The organism is Paenibacillus sp. Y280 (assembly GCF_056786335.1).
The window spans coordinates 367198-385181 of the sequence record NZ_JBXCIW010000001.1 but is presented as its reverse complement, the minus strand read 5'-3'; the positions used below and the strand labels follow the sequence as shown (position 1 = coordinate 385181).

The window sequence follows — 17984 nt, the reverse complement described above, 5'->3', positions numbered from 1 at the left end:
TTTATGCGAAAAAGCATCCTATCTTTGGCATTATCGATTTGTCTGCTTGGCTCCTTGTTTACAGGTCTTACCCCTATATCGGCCAAGCCGCGCCCGGACACGGGTACGCAGGATACTTATTACGAGAAAGCGGCTTATCGGGCCAAGAAGCTGAACGTGATTAAGCTTGCCGACATGTCTGAATCAGAAAGCGTCATGATCGCTACGCTCCAAGGATTGATCGCCAATCAAACGTCGGAGCAAATTTATATTTTGCCTGATTCCGGGAACTACGGGCAATGGCTCCAAGACCTAAAGGACCATTATGGCGTCAAAACGAAGTCGTATGACGACCCATGGAAGCTGCTGAAAAATTACAAAAAATATGTTGACGGCTATCTGGTTTGGAAAAAAGGCGACAGCTCCATTAATGCGGCTTCCTCGCTCGCTCATATTAAGCAGTCCGTGCTGGTCGAGCAGAGCGATGTGCCGAAGTCCAAGGGCTACAAGAAAGTGCTGGATCTCACCGGCAAGGACGAGGCTTGGGTGAAGTCCAATTATTGGAATAAACTGGAGCATGGTCTCTTCATCGAGCAGAAGGAGGAAATGGGAGCGAAGCTTAGAGATTATGCGGCGATGACGGGAGCCTTTACGTTTTATGACGGCAACAGCGAATTTCGTCAAACGGTAATGGCTGACGCTGATCCGGACTCGGTCGTGCTCGGTTGGGGAGATGCGTCGGGCGGAGAGGATCAATTTATTAGGCCAAGCTCGGATGCAGGCGTGTTTACCTTGCCGGCCGATCACGCGTTCAACTTATCGGTACTTAGCGGCTTCAAGCTTCAGAAGCTCGAGCAGAAAAAGGCAGTTAAGCCTGCGGTGGAGGACAATGTCCATTATGTGTCGTTCGTCATGTCCGATGGCGATAATATTCAGTGGATGCTGAACGATCTGGCTGAGAAGGGCAAGCCTTGGTTCGGCAACGCGAATCGCGGCAGCTTCGATATGGGCTGGGCAATATCGCCAAGCATGATCGATCTGGCTCCTACCGTTGCAGAACGGTATTATAAGGATGCGTCCGAAGGGGATGCGTTTGTAGTGGGGCCGTCAGGCGGCGGCTACATGTATCCGAGCCGGTATCCGGCAGCGGAGCTTGATCAGCATTTGAACAGTCTTAACGATTATATGGGCAAAATGGATTTGGGGCTCGTTGAGGTCATTGACTTCAACGCGTTTAACAATACCGAGCTATGGGACAAATATACGGCGCAGCCGAATGTAGACGGCGTCATCTATTTGGAATACAGCAATCATAAGGCGCTTAACGGCGCGCTCAAATGGGCTAACGGCAAACCGATTGTTACGCCGAGAGAGATGCTGTGGGAAGGCAATGCAGGCAGCGATAACGCATCCGTTATCAATCATATCAATGCCGCGCCTCGCAATCCGAAGAGCGCGGCAGGCTACTCGCTCGTACTCGTCCATGCTTGGTCCAAATCGATGGACGACGTAAAATCGGTAATCGATCAGCTTGGCGACGATGTTAGAGTCGTTACGCCGGTTGAGATGGTGGAGCTTATCAAGGAGCAGGTGCCGCAAATCAGCAACGATGTGCAGAATAAAGTGTATCAGGCGGAGACGGACTTTGGTCATCAGACGGGCAAGCAGGATGGAGACGGCTGGTCGGCTAACGCAGCGGAGCATGCAGCGGGCCATATGCTGTTCGGACCAGGAGCTGCGGATATTCCCGCAGGCCATCATCAGGTGAAGGTAAAAGCGATGATCGACAACCGCGAGGCCGACAACAATCGGGTCTTGAATCTCGATATTTACGATACTGCCGATAACCGCGTAATTGCGGAGAAAGCGGTCCTTAGATCGCAATTCCAAAAGGCTGGCGCCTATCAAAATCTCGTCATGGAGGCTGATTTTGTTCTAGGCCATTCTTATGAATTCCGCGTCTGGTACGATGGTAATGCGAGTGTCAAAATTGACAGCGTATCGGTCATTATGGAAAGCAATCTGGCGCAGCGAATTTATGAAGCGGAGAACGATTTTGGCCACAATACTGGAAAGCTGGACGGAGACGGCTGGCTGGCGCAGATGGACCAGCATGGCGCTGGCCATATGCTTTACGGGCCGTATGTGGCAAATATTCCGAGCGGCATCCATGATATTACCTTCAAGGCGATGATCGGCAGCATCATGGGAGCCGATGATCAGGTCGCGCTGCTCGATGTTTACAGCCCAAGCCTCGATCAGGTCGTCGCTTCCAAGGAACTGAAGAGAAGTGATTTTGCAGCCGCCAACGCTTACGAGGATTTTACGCTTATCGACGTCCTATTCTCGCTTGGCAGCACCTATGAATTTAGAGTTTATTTTAATGATGCGGCGGATATCAAGTTGGATCATGTGCGCCTTGATCTGCCTGAGCAGGTCGCATCCGAAACGAATGGCATTTACTTTAAGTTTGGCGGAGGCGACGTGCAAGCTTTGTCCTTTGGCGTTGATTCCGGCGAGAAGCAGCTTCAAGCATGGGGAAAAGCTGCTCAGGCAGGGAAGCCTGACGTCAATTTGACAGCGGATGCCGCATGGTCGCTCGCTAGCGGAAGCGAAGCCGTTCGTATCAGCGAGGACGGCGTGCTGACGGTGCTTGGCGGCGGAGAAGCGATCGTCAAAGCAGCCTATAACGGGCTGGAAGCTGAGCTGCCAATTCTGGTTTCGGATACGTACGATAACCGCATATTCGAAGCTGAAAGCGCATTTGGCCACAATACCGGAGCAGCCGACGGGGACAGCTGGTCTGCGAATGCAGCAGACCACGGCGCAGGCCATATGCTGCACGGACCTGGCGTATCCGATCTGCCTTCCGGAAGCCATAAGGTCAGCTTCCGGTTGAAGATCGACGCGAATGCAGGCGATTCGAATCGGGTTTTGAATCTGGACATCTATGACGGAACGGGCAATAAGGTCGTTGGCGAGAGAGCGATTCTCCGTACCGATTTTGCAGCAGCCGACAGCTATCAGGATTTTGTAATCGACGCTGATTTTGTGACGGGGCATGCCTATCAGTTCCGCATTTGGTATGATGACAACTCGACCATTCATGTTGATCGGGTATCCGTTCGAATTCCGGCGGCGCAATAGCTGCTTGGCGAGGGAAAAGGGAGTGCCGCATAAAGTCTGTTATGACTTCATGCAAGCACTCCCTTTTCTGTGCTTCTATGCTTGAAGCTGCAAATTACGATCAATCAATGCGATGCGCTGCTCGACGCAAGCGTGAGAGCGGAGCGGATCTTCCGGCGTATGAAGGCAATAGTCGAGCAGTTGATCGACGGTAGTTGCGGCAACATGGCAGCGAGTGTCCGATGAAGCGTAGTAAATGTATACATCGCCGTTATCCTGTGCGATCACGCCATTGCAGAAGGCAACGTTGGATACGTCGCCGACGCGCTCGGTGCCCATCGGCGCGAGCAAATGGCCGCCTGGGCGATGCGTAACCTTATTAGGCTCCTGCAAATCAGAGAGGAATGCGTACAACACATAGCGCAGGCCTGCCGCCGTGTTGCGAACGCCATGGGCAATGTGGATCCACCCTTTGTCCGTCTTGATTGGAGCGGGTCCCTGGCCGTTTTTTACTTCCTTAATCGTATGATAATGACGCTCGTCAATAATGATTTCACTTTCAACAACGGCGTTCTCGATTCTTTCGGAGAGACCCCAGCCAATGCCGCCCCCTGAACCGGTGTCGATGAAGCCGTCCTGCGGACGCGTGTAGAAGGCATATTTGCCATCGATAAATTCAGGGTGAAGCACGACGTTGCGCTGTTGATTGGAGGCGGTCTTCAGATCGGCAAGACGCTCCCACTGCTTCAAATCCTTCGTTCTAACGATGCCGCATTGCGCGATGGCGCTTGATAGATCTCCCTTCGGCGCAGATGAGTCTTTTCGCTCGGTGCAGAATAGGCCGTAAATCCAGCCGTCTTCATGCTGAATGAGGCGCATATCGTAGACGTTAATATCGGGATCGCTCGTTTCCGGCAGCAGGATCGGACGCTCCCAGAAGCGGAAGCCATCAACTGGACTGTCGCTTTCTGCGATGGCAAAAAAGGATTTGCGATCATTGCCCTCTACGCGCGCAACGAGGTGGTACTTGCCGTTTAACAAGATCGCGCCGGGATTAAAAACGCAGTGTACGCCAAGCCGTTCCATGAAATAAGGATTTGTCTCCGGGTTAAAATCATATTTCCAAACAAGCGGAGCATGCGCTGCTGTCAGGACAGGATGAATGTATCGATCGAAAATACCGTTGCCAAGCGCTTCCGGCTCGTTTTTGCGCTGCACAAGCGCCTCATAGCGCTCAGTCAGCAGCTGCTTTCGTTCATTGAACTTACTCATGGGTTAAACCTCCATTAATGTGAAGTTGATGTGCCGCTTAGGCGCTCAATCATTTCAAAGCATGCGCGGCCGTTATGATAAGGGCATTTCCAAGGACTGACCTTCTCGATATTTTCGCTAGGAGTGCCGTCGCGCTTTACGCTCCAATGCCATTCGCCATGCTCTTTGTCTACCATGCAGCTTTCAATAAACCGCCATGACCGCATGGCAGCCTCGCGATATTTGTCTTCGCCAGTCATTTGATAGGCGTTATAGAAGCCGACGACCGCCTCAGCTTGCGGCCACCAATCCTTGTCCGTATCAATGAAGCCCTTTGGGCCTGCCTCGTTAAGCAAACCGCCGTCTTCGTCCACGCCTTCATTTAGCGTCGCTTCAGCCATACGGATTGCAATAGTTTTGGCGGAGGCAAGCAGTTCCTTATCGCCAAGCACCTCGGCAGCTTCAACCAGCAGCCAGCTTCCCTCGATGTCATGCCCGAATGAAATATGCTTCGATTTGCCGTTCCACTGCTCGTCGAAAAAAAGAATAAAGTGCGCGTTGTCTTCATTAATAATGTGCTTCATCGTAATTTCAATGAGCTCCTTCAGCTTGGCGTGAAGCTCATCTGATTTCCACACGCGGTATAGATTCGTATAGCCCTCCATGACATGAAGGTGAGTGTTCATCGATTTTTTCTCGTTCAAATCCTTCTCGCTCAGACTGTTGTCGTCGGTTTCCTGCCACTCGCGGGTCAGCGCTTCGAAATAGCCCTTATATTGCTGATCATAGCTGTATTTCTCGAGCGTATGGAACAGCTCGATCGCTTGCTGAAGCGCAGCTTCATTGCCTGTTGCGCGGTGATACTCGGAGAAAGCGTAGATCGCGAACGCTTGGCCGTATACTTGCTTCTTCGTTTCGGATGGCTTGCCCGCTGCATCCACAATCCAATATAAACCGCCGTATTCCGGGTCCATAAAATGCTCGTTCACATAACGATAGGCACGCTCGGCGATTTGTAAATATTGCTCGTTTCCGGTTATCCGATAAGCAGAGGCGAAGGTCCATAAAATGCGCGTGTTGAGCACCAGACTCTTGCCAGCGCCTCGACTAATGTGCAGATCTCTGCTGATAAAGCCATAGAAGCCGCCGTTTGTTTCATCAAGGGTATGCTCCATCCAAAAGCTGAGAATGTTCGATTCAAGCTCATGCTTAATACTGTCTAGCCACTGCTGGTTGCTGTCGCTCATTTGGCAGAGCCCTCCTTGATGGATTGTTCAATTTTCGCAGCGTAGTAGTCACGAACGGTTTGCTCGGCTTGCTTGCCGTACATGCAATAATCGTCATTGGAAGCAGCCTCGCTTTCTTCATAAAGACGAGCCGGCCAATCCCATAGCATGAAGCCGCCGACCCAATCGCGTTTATCGGAGGAGGCGAACATGGCCTCATAGAAACGGCGCTGTACGTCCTCGCTTGGCGCACCTTCAAGTCCCCAGTCATTTGGGATATGCTGAGAGCCTTCACGGCTTGGGCAGCCTGCTTCCATGAAGAAGAAAGGCTTATCGAATTGGGCTGCGACCTTCTCGATTCGATCCAGCTGCTCTTCCCAAGCATCGATCGGATAATAGCCGCTGGAGGAAATGAAGTCCACAGCATCCCACCAGTTGATTTGGCTCTCTTGGTATTTGTCGCAGTTATAGGTCACGATGCCGGAATACACCTCGCGAACCGCGGCGATGAGCTGGCGCCACTCGTTTTCGCGCCGATCGGTTTGAACCATCTCGCAGCCTACGCACAGCATTTCGCAGCCGGTTTCCTCGGCGATTCTCGCGTAGTGCAAAATGAATTCGGTATAGGAAGCGAACCAATCGGACCATTTAGGCTCGCACGGAACGTCGAGATCGAAGAAGTTGATATGCGCGCGCCAAGTGCCGTCTGCGCAATTGACAACGGGCTTCAAGCAAACCTGAAGCCCAAGCTCTTTCGCTTTGTGAATAGCATGACGTACCTCATCATCGGTGACGGTAGGCGCTTCCCGAAATTTGATTTCTGTCGATTGCGCATGGTCCTGAAGGGCGCCAAGTGCAATAGCTGTCCAATTCACGCTTAAACGCTCGGTCATCAGCTCCATGGAGCGGTCTGCCAAAGCTCCAGTCCATGTGCCGCGCACGCCTGTCCAGCCCCATGTCATTCCGCCTATATAGGCTGCTTTGCTCGTCATTTGAGTCGCCTCGCTTTAATTTTGATATTTTTGTTATCGCTAATAAATAATTTTGTTATGTACCAAGTAAACATGATTCCTGCTTTGTTTGCAATACCTTTCTTCAACCCTGTGCCACTTCATAATTTAGCTTCCTTTAATAACCGGATTAATGGCCTGTTTAGTTAGTAAAACGAGCTGTTAAACGGAAGATAGCGTTTTCAACAAATGTCAGTTGAAGACTATAAATAATATTTTAAACCATTTTAGAACCGTTTTTTATGCAGTATCATTCAAATGTAAGCGGAATCAAAACGAGCTGAGGGGGATTTACAAAATGAAAAAAACTATTTCGTTAGCACTTGTTTCTGTAGTTATGCTAACAACGTTAGCTGCTTGTGGTGAAAACAATACGAATTCGAACTCCAATGCAGCAACGAACAAGCCGGCTGCTAACGACACAGCAACGAACAAGCCGGAAAATGGCGGGGCGGAAGAAGCATCCAAAGTAACAGGCGAGGTTGTATTCTTGACAAACCGCACAGACATGATCGACAAGCAATACGTGGATTACGAGAAACGCTTTGAAGAGAAATATCCTGGCGTGGATCTTAAATTCGAGGCGATTACGGATTACGATAAAACGTTGAAAATCCGCATCGCTTCCGGCGATTTCCCGGATGTCGTGTTCACGCCGACAATTCCAAACGCAGAGCTTCCTAATTACTTTGCTCCACTTGATGACATCGCGTTCTCCGGCGACATTCATTTCAAGGATTTGAAGGCTCAGGAAGGCAAAATGTACGGCATATCCTCCGGCGGCTCGACAGTCGGTATCGTCTACAACAAAAAAGCGTTCGAGAAAGCGGGCATTGCGGCGCTCCCGAAAACATACGACGAGTTCCTTGCCGCTTCGCAAAAGCTGAAAGATGCAGGCATCGTGCCGCTAGCTTCGAACTTTAAAGACAAATGGCCGCTTGATACTTGGGTATACGATATTCCGACGCTTATCGGCGGAGCATCCGATCACCAAAACAAACGGGCAGAATCCGATACGCCTTACACGCTTGACAATGCATACGGCAAATCATGGGGCATCGTTCGTGAATTGTATACAAAAGGCTTCCTGGAAACAGACGTGAACTCCACGAACTGGGAGCAATCGAAAAAAGATATCGCATCCGGTAAATTCGGCATGTACCTGCTTGGCAACTGGGTTATCAACCAAGTTATCGAGAACGGCGCTCCAGCCGAGGACGTAGGTTTCTTCCCATTCCCTGCCGACAACTCCGGCGAGGCGAAAGCGCCGCTTAACCCGGATTTCTTCTATGCGGTTAACAAAAACGGAAACGTTGAAGCAGGCAAGGCATTCGTTCAATGGATGATCGAGGAATCCGGCTATGACGATTTTGCAGGCTTCATCCCGACTTTGAAGGACAAAGAATCCAAGCTGCCGCAGCTTGCTGAGTTCAACAGCTTAAGCCCTAAATTCTTTGAGCCAGCAGCACCGGTAGATGCTGCGACAGAAATTCAAAACAAAGCACAGCTTGACCAAGCTGCTGTCGTTCAAGAGTTCGTATTGTCCAAAGATCCTCAGAAGGTGCTCGACAAAGTGAATACCGCTTGGGCGAAAGCGAAAAAAGATCTAGGTCTGTAAGGGTAGCGTGCAGGATGGGTGACAGCAAGCAGGTTATTCATCCTGCATCTTCCGATTAGAAAGACGCAGGAAGGACGGGGTTGTCTCATGTTTAGCAGGCTGCCTTTTAAAACGCAAAAGAATTACGTAATCATTGGATTTGTCGCATTGCCGCTGCTGCTGCTGCTGACATTCGCCTATTATCCGGCGCTTGAGCTTATTCGTTTAAGTTTTACAAGCTGGGACGGACTAAGTCCGAATAAACCTTGGATCGGCTGGTCGAATTATAAAGAGGTATTTGAAAATCCAGCCATATTCGGTGTCTTTAAACATAACTTTGCCTATTTCGCTGTAGGAATCGTACAAAACATTGCGGCGATTTATTTCGCTGTCGTGCTGAACAGCAAGCTGAGAGGGAAAAACTTTTTTCGCCTGCTGCTCTTCTTGCCGTACATCCTTAATGGCGTTGCTGTAGCATACTTATTCGGTTACGTGTTCGATACGACAAATGGATCGTTGAATTACTTGCTTGGACAGCTAGGCTTTGACGCCTTGTCCCAAACGAGCTGGCTTGGGAACGGGTCATTCGTCAATTATACGCTGGCTTCCATCGGCTTCTGGCGTTTTATGGGCTTCAACATGGTCATTTATTTGGCGGCGCTTCAGTCCATTCCGAGCGATATATATGAAGCGGCATCGATTGACGGCGCGAATGGCTGGCAGAAGTTCATCAGCATTACGCTGCCGAACATTTACAAAATTATCGAGCTTAATCTGTTCCTGACCGTTACCGGCGCATTGGAAGTGTTTGATCTCCCTTATATTCTTACGAAGGGCGGGCCTGCCGGATCGAGCGAAACCTTTGTTATGAAAATCGTCGAGACGGCCTTCCAGTTTAACAACTATGGCTTAGCATCCGCGATGAGCGTAGTTTTGTTGCTATTTGTTGTAATCGTATTGTCGATTCAACGCTTCTTGTTGAATGGAAAGGGGGAATGATCGATGAATAAATCCAATAAGCTTTGGGACACGATCAAATATATCAGCCTCATATTGGTTGCATTTGCGATATTGTTCCCGCCGTATATTATCGTTGTGAATGCCTTCAAGACGAAGGATGAATTTCATGGCAAATCAACCATCTCATTGCCTGACAGCTTCCTCTATTTCAAAAACTTCGGTCAAGCGTTCAAGCAAGCCGATATGATCAACGCGTTTGGCAATACCTTGTTCATCATTGCGATAACGCTTATTTTGAATATTTTGATCGGATCGGCGTTTTGTTACGCGGTTGGACGCTTTGATTTCAAATTCAAGGGACCGATTGTCGGCTTGTTCTTGTTTGCGACGATCATCCCGGCCATTACAACGCAGGTCGTCAACTACAAAACGATTCAGGCGCTTGGCTTGACGAACAATTTATTGGGCCCTGTGCTCATTTATGTAGGCGCGGATATTTTGCAAATCTACATCTATCTGCAATTCATTCGGAATATCCCAAACGAGCTGGATGAAAGCGCCATGCTGGAGGGAGCTTCGCTTATCCGAATTTTCCGCTCCATCATTTTCCCGCTGCTGGCGCCAGCGACGGCAACCATCATTATTTTGAAAACGATCAGCATCTACAATGATATGTTTATCCCGCTGCTCTATTTGCCGAGGGCTGAGCATGTCGTTGTATCTACGTCGCTTATGCGCTTCTTCGGGGTCAATAGCGGCGATTGGCAAATGATATCTTCAGCGATTCTCATTATTATGATTCCAACTGCCATTCTTTATATTTTCTTGCAAAAGTACATTTTCGCGGGTGTGACAAGCGGTGCGGTGAAATAAGCCGCCCGCTTGTTTCACGTTGCGGAGGTGCCGATTTTAGCGCAAACTAGGAGGGATATGCGGAAGGAGCGAGCAGGAATGAACATCATGATAGCAGATGATGAGGAGTTTATACGGTTAGGGCTCGAAAAGATATTAACGAAAATGGATTTGGACATTAAAGTCATCGGCTCATACAGCAACGGAATGGATGCGTGGTCGCATATTTCAAAGCTGGGGGAAGGCGAGCTGGATGTGCTTATAACCGATATCAAAATGCCAATGATGGATGGGCTGAAGCTCATCGAGCATTTGCGCGGCAGAACCATTGCGACCATCGTTCTGAGCGGCTTTAGCGAATTCGAATACGCGCGGAAGGCGCTGCGCCAAGGCGTGCGCGATTATTTGCTTAAGCCGATCGACAAGGCGAATTTATATGACCTGCTGGTTAAGATCAAGCTGGAGCGCAGCGAGCAGGAATCTGCTTCAGCGGCGGCGGGTGCAATTGACCTGTCGCAGGAAACCATTACGAAGGAAAAAGAACATCATGTTATCGAGCAGATGAAGGCCATTTTGGAGGAGGAGTACGGCAAAAACTTCGAAATGGAGCGAATGGCGGAAACGGTAGGGATGAGCGCCAATTATTTGAGCCGACTGTTTAAGCAGGAAACGGGTATAACGCTGACTGACTGTTTGATCGACATTCGGATTGAGAAGGCGAAACAGTTTTTGACCGATCATCCGAATTTGAAAAACTACGAAATTTCGCAGCTGGTCGGCTACAGCGATCCGGTTTATTTCAATAAGCTGTTTAAAAAAATGGTGGGAGTGACGCCTAAGGATTACAAGGGCAAGCACCGGTAAGCGGGTAGCAAAATCGGATAAATTCACTCATCGGAACTACAGTCCTCTCATCACAAATTCATGAGTTCAAAATCCCTGACACAAAACCGTATTACCGGATAAGACGGTCTCAAATATGAATTGAAAAAGCCTCCAACCACACCTTGAAAGTGGAGTTGGAGGCGTAGCTTTCTTATGATCCACGCTTCAACGGTGGACGAAAGAAACCATGATAAAGGTTTGGGACAGCCTCTTTTCTTTATATCCAGTGTAGTTTGACGCTAACGTATGCTCACCCTGACACTTACTCATTTACCCCCCCACTTGTTTGACTGAGCACGTTTTCATCAAGAATGGAACTAGATACCAAGGTTATGACGATTGTTACTTTTGGGATAGCCAATGTAAGTATGCAGATAGCATGCTACAATGCCCACCATTTGAGATAGAGGTATGGATCAATGGCGCGATAGTCCGGCGTCCGCTTGTAAATGCCGAAATGAAGGTGGGTAACGAATTTGCCCTCCGTTCCTACGAGACCGTATCCGCTGCTGCCTACATAGCCAATAAGCTGGCCAGCCTTGACCTTGACGCCTTCCTTGATGCCAGCAGCATATTTGGATAAGTGCGCGTAATAAAAATCGGTGTTATCGTCGACTCGAATCGTAAGCCGCCAGCCGCCAAGGTCATTCCAGCCTGCTTTGACAATCGTGCCAGCCATCGCGCTGTAAGCAGCTGTTCCTTTGGCAGCCATTACGTCAACGCCTTCATGGGGGCGCACCTTTGAGCCAGCATCCGACCAAGAGCGAGCATCTGCGTAGCTGTTCGAGAATGGCGTATAGGTTCCTTTTGCGAGCGGGAACACACCGTTCAAGAATTGGCTGGGCTTTTTCGGAATTCGAATGCTAAGCCCAGCCCAAATATTGTTTGGGTTCGTCTGCGGGTTGGCCGCAAGCAGCTTATCGAGTGGAACATTGTGCCGCTGTGCGATCTTCCACATCAAATCGTTCGGAAGAACGGCAGTGGTCGTAAATTGTTGCGGGTCAGGTAAGATGAGCTTCTGGCCAATTACTAGCGAGTCTGATTTAAGTCCGTTCAGTTTTTTTAATTGTTCAGCACTCGTGCTGTTCTTCGTCGCGATTAACCATAGCGTGTCATTTTTTTGTACGGTGTAGGAAGCGGCGGAGCCAATTCCAGGTGAAACGGTTAGGAGGGCTAACAAAGCGGTGCTGCAAACGAGCTGTTTTATTCTCTTATTCATGCAGTAACGTCCTCTCAAAGTAGCAAATGTGTCCACCTTTACCATTTTAATAGCTTAAGCGTTTTATATTTAGCGGTAAATATTGGGCGTTCGCAGGTCAACGATTTTGGTCAGTCGATGTTTTTGTATTCATATCTTTATACTTCATATTAAAATTGTGCAATTAAACTATCATTATCAATACACTTTAATGTGAATATAGTGAATTTTATAGTGATGAGATGCAGGCGATTATGAGAAAAAAATTAATCTATTGTCCCCCTGTCAACTACCGCCGCCTCCTTGCTATCCATGATTTATACGGTGAGCGGAGATAAAAAAGAGGCTGGTCTTCCGTCTGCTGACGGTCGGCTGGCCTCTCTTTATTTGATATAGATGCCTCCAAAGGGCAGCACCTCGCGCAAAATTCTTTTGATAAATCCGCCGTTTTGCAGCTGCTCCTCAAGCTCCGCATCGCGCGAGCCCGTTTGAATAAGCACGGGGCCGCTGCCGCGAATTTCCCACTGCACATTCATATGCTGGCTTGCAAGCTTATTGCCGTAGACAGACAGCTGTATGGATGCATGCTCGGGGTATGCAACAAGCGCTCCTGTCTCTACGTACAGAGGGCAGTCCGGCTGAAGCTGAATCGACCTGACGTCCCCGGCTGTTATGATGCCGAGCATGCCTGGACCGGAGAAGCGCATACGGACAAACTCTTTCGTGATCCATGCGTTTTTAAGCTTTTGAATAACGGATTTCAGCTGCATGCCATCTGAGAAAAAGATGACATGGCGAAAATCGAATAGCAAATCGCTTTTCGCTTCGATTTGTATCGTTTCAAGCGAGCAGCCGGCAGGCAAGCCGATGATGAACTCGGAGGGACCGGATATCTGGGAACGAATCCAACGTTTCTTGCGATACATTCCGGCCAAATCCATGAAGCGATCCTCCCGATGATACGGCTCGCCCTGATAAGCAATTATTGATTTTGGATGGAGCACATGGAGCTTGTCCGCGCCTTCAAGGCTGACCTGCACATGCCCGGTTTGGGCGGGGACGGTTATGTTCATCCGCTAATTCCCCTTCCGCGGGTGCCGCGATGCTTGCGCCATGCCATATACCGCCAGACGCGTATCGCTGCGATATAAAAAATAAATAAGGCTACAATAATGACAATGGTATTGATCAGCTTGTTGAACACAGAGTGACGGTCCTGCTTCATACGCTCCATCTCTGCTTGCATGCTCGCATTTTGCGCGATAAGCTGTTCATTTTGCTGGCGAATCTGCTCATTTTGCTTAAGCAGGTTTTGTTGCGTTAAAGCATATTCCGCTGCTGCCTTGGCAGACTCCTCGAGCTGCTGCTGTTGACCTGCAAGGGCTTCCTTCGCTTCGATATATTTTTGCTCAAGCTCTTCTATTTTCTTAGGTGTATTGTAAATGTCGTTGATTGTATCAAAGAAGCCAGCGTGCGCGGCAGGCTGCGGAATAGCGATGAGAATAAAGGATAAGAAGCATAAAAGCGAGAGTGATTTCATCGATGGCTGTCGCATCATATTCTCCCTTCAGTTTTCGACATAAGAGGGGCTGATGCTTACATTTTACAGTCTTTCTCGACAATAGTCACTCTTGTCCTATATTTGGCTGATTATAGATCACCGAAAAAAAAGGATACCAGCGAATTCGCTGCTATCCTTAAAGCATTTCCTATTTTTTAACGTATAAGCGGCTCGTTTCTTCCCATATGCCGCCGGGCTCAAGTGACACAAGTCCGATTTGCTCGGCTGGAAGGTTGACGTTAGGCGCATTGACCAGATTAAGCTGCGGCTCCGGACAGAAGAAGCCAGGCGTAGCATTGTTGTTCCAGATCATCCACTGCTTGTAGGCCGTTCCGACATCGTAAACGAGCGTAACGCCGCTGCGTGTATCGGTAAGCTCCATCGTGTTGCGGCCGTTTTGCGGCTCGGTTGTGTAATGGTTGTCCATCGACTCCCAGAAAGGCGAGAGGCCTGTCGTCTTCATCTCTTCTTCTTTAGCAGAAAGCGGTTGGTAATTGCCAGTCGGCAGCATCCGCTCATTAAGCTCCCAGCGCTTGCCGATCGTGAGGGTGAAGCGATAATCATCAGATGTACTGCCCGGATCGAACGGCGCATTGATCGCCGTGTGGAAAGCGATCAAGCATGGCATCGCATCCGTTCCTTCATTATGTACCGATACATGCTGGAGAAGTCCTGTTTCGTTCAACGAATAGCGAAGCTTCAAGGTGAAGCGATGCGGCAAATACGTATAAATCGGGTGGCTCTCGTCAATGGTAATTTTGAGCGATACGTAGCATTCTGTTTTGTTTGTGCCAAAATCCTCTACGCTCCATGCAGCTGTATGGAAAAACCCGTGCAGGTGGTTGCCGGTTTTCGCTTCGTTGACAGGAAAGGTATAGGTTCTGCCGTTCCAAGTAAAGGTGCCATCCTCATAGCGGTTAGGAGGGAACAGAACAGGAATGCCATGAATGCCCGGGTTTGCTCTGAAGCTGTCCATTTCCTCTATTGAAGGCTCACGCAAAAAGGTAAAGTTGTTTTCTTTATCGCGAAATGCGATGAGATTAGCTCCAACTGCCGGCAATACAGCCGCTTCATAAGCTCCCCATTGCAGCCAAACAGCCTGCTCGTCATTAAATAATTGCTCGAATGCTTGTCCTTGCGTAGACATGAAAATCCTCCTAAAAAGTTTTTGAAGAAAAACTTTATTCGTCGTTGTATTCGTTTGAAAATCATATTCAAACTAAGAATAGCAGGACGGGGACAAACAAACAACCGCCATACTTCCCAAGATGCGGGAATATGGCGGTTGTTTGTGTACTACGGCGTAATGCGCAAATCGTTGCTCGAAGCGCGCTGCGAGAACAGCTGCTGAATGACAAACTGCTTGCGGCGATTAACCGAAACTTGCTTCGAATCGGCGATCTCAGAATCGAAGTGGATGGTGCCGCCTTCGATCGTCTTGATTTTGCCGATATTAATGTAGCAATTGGAATTGACCGGGTAGAAGCTGCTTTCATGAGTTAACTGGTCAATCTGCTCGGCAGTCATACGCTTCTTTATATTATAGTTTCTGCCGTGGAAGCTTACGAGCCCTTGCATGCCAAGCTTGAAGTAAAGCACATCCGACTCAAGCTCGAAATCCTCATAGACATTCCGTCCGCTCAGTACTTCATTCATCATCTCATTTTCCCCCTTTAGAAATGTGAACCACTGATTGTTAGCGCTTACATTGTAACATGTTACAATGAATTTTGTGAAGTCTTTTATAAAAAAAAGACATTGTTTGCTGGAGCGGCATGTGCTATGGTCACTGTAATGCCAAAAAGACAGAGAGGTTGAGTGCAAATGACAAACCAAAATGGACAACCAACATCAAGCGGGACTCTTTACATAGGTTCGTATGGAACCGCGGAAGAGTCGACTATTCACGTATGCAAGTTCAATAACAAGACAGGCGCGTTGGAAGTTATACAGCAAGTTAACGGGCTGGAGAACGCTTCTTACTTAACGCTTCATCCTAGCAGCAGCCGTTTGTATGCGGCAAGCGAGACGGGAGCAACGGGAGACGAAATCGGAGGCTCGGCCGCTTCGTTTGAAATCGATGAATCGACAGGCCTGCTAAGCAAAACAAGCAATCGCTTTCTAACGCATGGCGCGCACCCTTGCTATATAAGCACGGATGAGGAAGGAAAGGCGCTGTTCGCTGCCAATTATACGGGCGGTAACGTTGCCTTATTGCCAATTGCGGCAGGCGGCGAGCTGGAAGCGGCTGCTTCCGTTCAGCAGCATACTGGCGAGCTTGGGCCAAACGCAGCGAGACAGGATGCTCCGCACGCGCATTGCATCGTGCCGCTTGATGGTTCGCCCTTTGTATGCGCAGTTGATTTAGGGATCGATGCAGTCGTGATTTATCGCTACGATAATGAGCGGCGCATGCTTGCTCACCATGGGATCAGCAAGGTTCATCGCGGCGCTGGACCGCGTCATCTGATTTTCCATCCGGCATTGCAGGCAGGTTACGTGATGAATGAGCTGGATTCCACCATTACGGTGCTTAAGGTCGATAAAGAGTGCGGCGTCTTAAAGGCAGGCCAAACGATTTCTGCGCTGCCGTCTGACTTTGATGGCTATAACGATGCCGCAGATATTCATTTGGGCTTGTCTGGGCGTTATTTGTACAGCACTAACCGCGGGCACAACAGCATAGCCGTATTTGCTGTCGATCAAGGCAGCGGGGAGCTCGCGCTGATCCAGCATATCGATTGCGGAGGCGATTCACCGCGCAATTTTGCCATTTCGCCGGATGGCGGTCATTTGCTTGTCGCACATCAGAAGACGGGCAATGTTGTCGTATTTACGGTAGATGAGGAGAGCGGTCTGCTTTCAAAAACAGATTCGTCCCTACAATTAACAAGCCCCGTATGTATTAAATTTTCTTCTAAATCATGAGCAATCACTTTGACAAGGCAACGGAAATAAGATGTTTTCGTTAGGAAAGGCAGGTCCTATTTATTATGTCAGCGCCACTTGCGACGACAGGCACAAATAAAACGGCAATAAAATCCGCTACCGTATATGCCATATTAATATGCATCAGTTCGGTGCATCTCATGAATGACATGATGCAATCGGTCGTGTCTGCCTTGTTTCCGGTTCTTGAACAATCGTTGAGCCTTAGTTTAGCGCAAATCGGCTGGATCGCTTTTACGCTCAATATGACCTCCTCCGTCATGCAGCCCGTAGTCGGCTTGATTTCGGACAAAAGGCCTGCGCCTTGGATGCTCCCGGTCGGAATGTTCTCCAGCATGCTGGGAATGATAGGCCTGGCTTTTGCCCCCAATTTCTACATGGTGCTGCTTGCGGTTGTGTTCGTAGGACTTGGTTCGGCCGTGTTCCATCCGGAGGGCTCTCGCGTCGTGCATTTGGCTGCCGGAAACCGCCGAGCCTTCTCCCAGTCGATCTATCAGGTTGGCGGCAACTTTGGCCATATGCTTGGACCACTAATGACGATGCTGATCTTTTTGCCATTTGGGCAGAAGGGTGCGATTTGGGGCACTTTGCTTGCTGTTACGGCCATTATTATTTTAATGAAGGTAGTTCCTTGGTATAAGACGCAGCTAGCCGTACATGATGGGAAAATGCAGCAGCGTAAGGCTGCCGGCAAAGTAAAGGCGGCGCTTGCGCCCAAGGTCGTAGCATTCGCGCTCGCCATCTTGTTTGCAATCGTTTTTGCTCGTTCCTGGTATGCTGCCGCTATCGGAAACTTTTATCAGTTTTACCTAGTAGAGACTTATCATTTGACGATTAAGCAAGCGCAGGTTCCGCTATTTTTATTTTTGGCAGCCGGCGTGGCAGGGACTTTCTTAGGAGGCATACTGGCGGATCGGATCGGACGCAAAAAAATGATGCTGATTTCGATTCTCGGAGCAGCGCCGTTCGCGCTTCTCCTTCCGCATTTGCCGTTGGCCTGGGTGTACCCGTTGATCGTCGTGCTAGGCTTTATTTTACAAACCGGCTTTTCGGTCAGCGTCGTATATGCGCAGGAGCTTATGCCAGGCAAGGTTGGCACCGCTTCGGGCCTTATCACTGGTCTTGCGTTCGGTATGGGCGGACTTGGCGCTGTTGTTCTCGGCTATTTGGCAGATTCGCGCTCACTCAGCTTTATTATGTTAGCATGCAGCGCTTTGCCGCTGATTGGGCTGTTAGCCATTAAGCTGCCAAAGGACCGGAAAGAAGCTCTGTAATGTGGATTGTAATGAATAACAGCTGCTTGAAGGAGTATTCCTTTGGGCGGCTTTTTTTTGTTTGCAAATTTAATATATTGAAATAAACCAAACAAAATTATATAATGTCTATAAAT

At 49.0% G+C, this 17984-nt stretch carries 15 protein-coding genes; 7 read left to right on the top strand and 8 right to left on the bottom strand.

Annotation, left to right across the window (positions count from 1 at the left end; all coding sequences use genetic code 11):
* Nucleotides 1–3: 3 nt before the first annotated feature.
* The gene (locus AC1TPC_RS01765) at nt 4–3126 is read left to right on the top strand and encodes a GxGYxYP domain-containing protein (RefSeq protein WP_482065149.1); all 3123 of its coding nucleotides are present in this window, start codon (nt 4–6) and stop codon (nt 3124–3126) included.
* A 75-nt stretch (nt 3127–3201) separates the two neighbouring features.
* Here AC1TPC_RS01765 and AC1TPC_RS01760 read toward each other — a convergent pair whose 3' ends face one another.
* The 3 genes from AC1TPC_RS01760 to AC1TPC_RS01750 are packed head-to-tail and all read right to left on the bottom strand — an operon-like array spanning nt 3202 to nt 6574.
* Nucleotides 3202–4377: a glycoside hydrolase family 130 protein gene (locus tag AC1TPC_RS01760; RefSeq protein ID WP_482065148.1), complete on the bottom strand. Its 1176-nt coding sequence runs from the start codon at nt 4375–4377 to the stop codon at nt 3202–3204.
* Between the two features lie 14 nt (nt 4378–4391).
* A complete protein-coding gene (locus AC1TPC_RS01755) occupies nt 4392–5603 on the bottom strand; it encodes an AGE family epimerase/isomerase (protein ID WP_482065147.1) in 1212 nt (403 codons plus the stop codon).
* Nucleotides 5600–6574 carry a glycoside hydrolase family 113 gene (locus tag AC1TPC_RS01750; protein WP_482065146.1) on the bottom strand — a complete coding sequence of 325 codons (975 nt, stop codon included), beginning with the start codon at nt 6572–6574 and terminating at the stop codon, nt 5600–5602. Before AC1TPC_RS01750 ends, AC1TPC_RS01755 begins: the two co-directional genes overlap by 4 nt.
* 316 nt (nt 6575–6890) lie before the next feature.
* Between AC1TPC_RS01750 and AC1TPC_RS01745 the strand changes: the two genes are divergently transcribed.
* From AC1TPC_RS01745 to AC1TPC_RS01730, 4 genes are all read left to right on the top strand, one after another.
* Nucleotides 6891–8210 carry an ABC transporter substrate-binding protein gene (locus AC1TPC_RS01745; protein WP_482065145.1) on the top strand — a complete coding sequence of 440 codons (1320 nt, stop codon included), beginning with the start codon at nt 6891–6893 and terminating at the stop codon, nt 8208–8210.
* Between the two features lie 87 nt (nt 8211–8297).
* Nucleotides 8298–9188, top strand: coding sequence for a carbohydrate ABC transporter permease (locus AC1TPC_RS01740; RefSeq protein WP_482065144.1), 891 nt, complete (start codon nt 8298–8300; stop codon nt 9186–9188).
* Nucleotides 9189–9191: 3 nt separating this feature from the next.
* Nucleotides 9192–10022 (top strand): carbohydrate ABC transporter permease, encoded by an 831-nt coding sequence (locus tag AC1TPC_RS01735; protein WP_482065143.1) that lies wholly within the window; start codon nt 9192–9194, stop codon nt 10020–10022.
* Nucleotides 10023–10100: 78 nt separating this feature from the next.
* On the top strand, nt 10101–10865 hold the full coding sequence (locus AC1TPC_RS01730) for a response regulator transcription factor (protein WP_482065142.1): 765 nt from the start codon (nt 10101–10103) through the stop codon (nt 10863–10865).
* 403 nt (nt 10866–11268) lie between these two features.
* Here AC1TPC_RS01730 and AC1TPC_RS01725 read toward each other — a convergent pair whose 3' ends face one another.
* The 5 genes from AC1TPC_RS01725 to AC1TPC_RS01705 all read right to left on the bottom strand — a co-directional run bounded on the left by AC1TPC_RS01725 (nt 11269) and on the right by AC1TPC_RS01705 (nt 15304).
* Nucleotides 11269–12105 carry a LysM peptidoglycan-binding domain-containing protein gene (locus AC1TPC_RS01725; protein ID WP_482065141.1) on the bottom strand — a complete coding sequence of 279 codons (837 nt, stop codon included), beginning with the start codon at nt 12103–12105 and terminating at the stop codon, nt 11269–11271.
* A gap of 362 nt (nt 12106–12467) precedes the next feature.
* On the bottom strand, nt 12468–13157 hold the full coding sequence (locus AC1TPC_RS01720) for an AIM24 family protein (RefSeq protein ID WP_482065140.1): 690 nt from the start codon (nt 13155–13157) through the stop codon (nt 12468–12470).
* Nucleotides 13154–13642 carry a hypothetical protein gene (locus AC1TPC_RS01715; RefSeq protein ID WP_482065139.1) on the bottom strand — a complete coding sequence of 163 codons (489 nt, stop codon included), beginning with the start codon at nt 13640–13642 and terminating at the stop codon, nt 13154–13156. The genes AC1TPC_RS01720 and AC1TPC_RS01715 overlap by 4 nt, the downstream gene beginning before the upstream one ends.
* Before the next feature lie 151 nt (nt 13643–13793).
* Nucleotides 13794–14792 carry an aldose epimerase family protein gene (locus AC1TPC_RS01710; protein ID WP_482065138.1) on the bottom strand — a complete coding sequence of 333 codons (999 nt, stop codon included), beginning with the start codon at nt 14790–14792 and terminating at the stop codon, nt 13794–13796.
* A gap of 149 nt (nt 14793–14941) precedes the next feature.
* A complete protein-coding gene (locus AC1TPC_RS01705; RefSeq protein WP_482065137.1) occupies nt 14942–15304 on the bottom strand; it encodes a LytTR family transcriptional regulator DNA-binding domain-containing protein in 363 nt (120 codons plus the stop codon).
* Nucleotides 15305–15469: 165 nt separating this feature from the next.
* Between AC1TPC_RS01705 and AC1TPC_RS01700 the strand changes: the two genes are divergently transcribed.
* Together AC1TPC_RS01700 and AC1TPC_RS01695 are read left to right on the top strand one after the other, a co-directional pair.
* Nucleotides 15470–16573: a lactonase family protein gene (locus AC1TPC_RS01700; protein ID WP_482065136.1), complete on the top strand. Its 1104-nt coding sequence runs from the start codon at nt 15470–15472 to the stop codon at nt 16571–16573.
* A gap of 65 nt (nt 16574–16638) precedes the next feature.
* A complete protein-coding gene (locus AC1TPC_RS01695) occupies nt 16639–17868 on the top strand; it encodes an MFS transporter (protein ID WP_482065135.1) in 1230 nt (409 codons plus the stop codon).
* Nucleotides 17869–17984 lie beyond the last annotated feature (116 nt).

Excerpts from the sequence above, each read along its gene's own strand:
- AC1TPC_RS01700 (WP_482065136.1), top strand. The coding sequence starts at position 15,470 with ATGACAAACCAAAATGGACAACCAACATCAAGCGGGACTCTTTACATA.
- AC1TPC_RS01755 (WP_482065147.1), bottom strand. The coding sequence starts at position 5,603 with ATGAGCGACAGCAACCAGCAGTGGCTAGACAGTATTAAGCATGAGCTT.
- AC1TPC_RS01720 (WP_482065140.1), bottom strand. The coding sequence starts at position 13,157 with ATGAACATAACCGTCCCCGCCCAAACCGGGCATGTGCAGGTCAGCCTT.
- AC1TPC_RS01730 (WP_482065142.1), top strand. The coding sequence starts at position 10,101 with ATGAACATCATGATAGCAGATGATGAGGAGTTTATACGGTTAGGGCTC.
- AC1TPC_RS01750 (WP_482065146.1), bottom strand. The coding sequence starts at position 6,574 with ATGACGAGCAAAGCAGCCTATATAGGCGGAATGACATGGGGCTGGACA.
- AC1TPC_RS01760 (WP_482065148.1), bottom strand. The coding sequence starts at position 4,377 with ATGAGTAAGTTCAATGAACGAAAGCAGCTGCTGACTGAGCGCTATGAG.
- AC1TPC_RS01745 (WP_482065145.1), top strand. The coding sequence starts at position 6,891 with ATGAAAAAAACTATTTCGTTAGCACTTGTTTCTGTAGTTATGCTAACA.
- AC1TPC_RS01695 (WP_482065135.1), top strand. The coding sequence starts at position 16,639 with ATGTCAGCGCCACTTGCGACGACAGGCACAAATAAAACGGCAATAAAA.
- AC1TPC_RS01735 (WP_482065143.1), top strand. The coding sequence starts at position 9,192 with ATGAATAAATCCAATAAGCTTTGGGACACGATCAAATATATCAGCCTC.
- AC1TPC_RS01765 (WP_482065149.1), top strand. The coding sequence starts at position 4 with ATGCGAAAAAGCATCCTATCTTTGGCATTATCGATTTGTCTGCTTGGC.
- AC1TPC_RS01705 (WP_482065137.1), bottom strand. The coding sequence starts at position 15,304 with ATGATGAATGAAGTACTGAGCGGACGGAATGTCTATGAGGATTTCGAG.
- AC1TPC_RS01715 (WP_482065139.1), bottom strand. The coding sequence starts at position 13,642 with ATGATGCGACAGCCATCGATGAAATCACTCTCGCTTTTATGCTTCTTA.
- AC1TPC_RS01740 (WP_482065144.1), top strand. The coding sequence starts at position 8,298 with ATGTTTAGCAGGCTGCCTTTTAAAACGCAAAAGAATTACGTAATCATT.
- AC1TPC_RS01725 (WP_482065141.1), bottom strand. The coding sequence starts at position 12,105 with ATGAATAAGAGAATAAAACAGCTCGTTTGCAGCACCGCTTTGTTAGCC.
- AC1TPC_RS01710 (WP_482065138.1), bottom strand. The coding sequence starts at position 14,792 with ATGTCTACGCAAGGACAAGCATTCGAGCAATTATTTAATGACGAGCAG.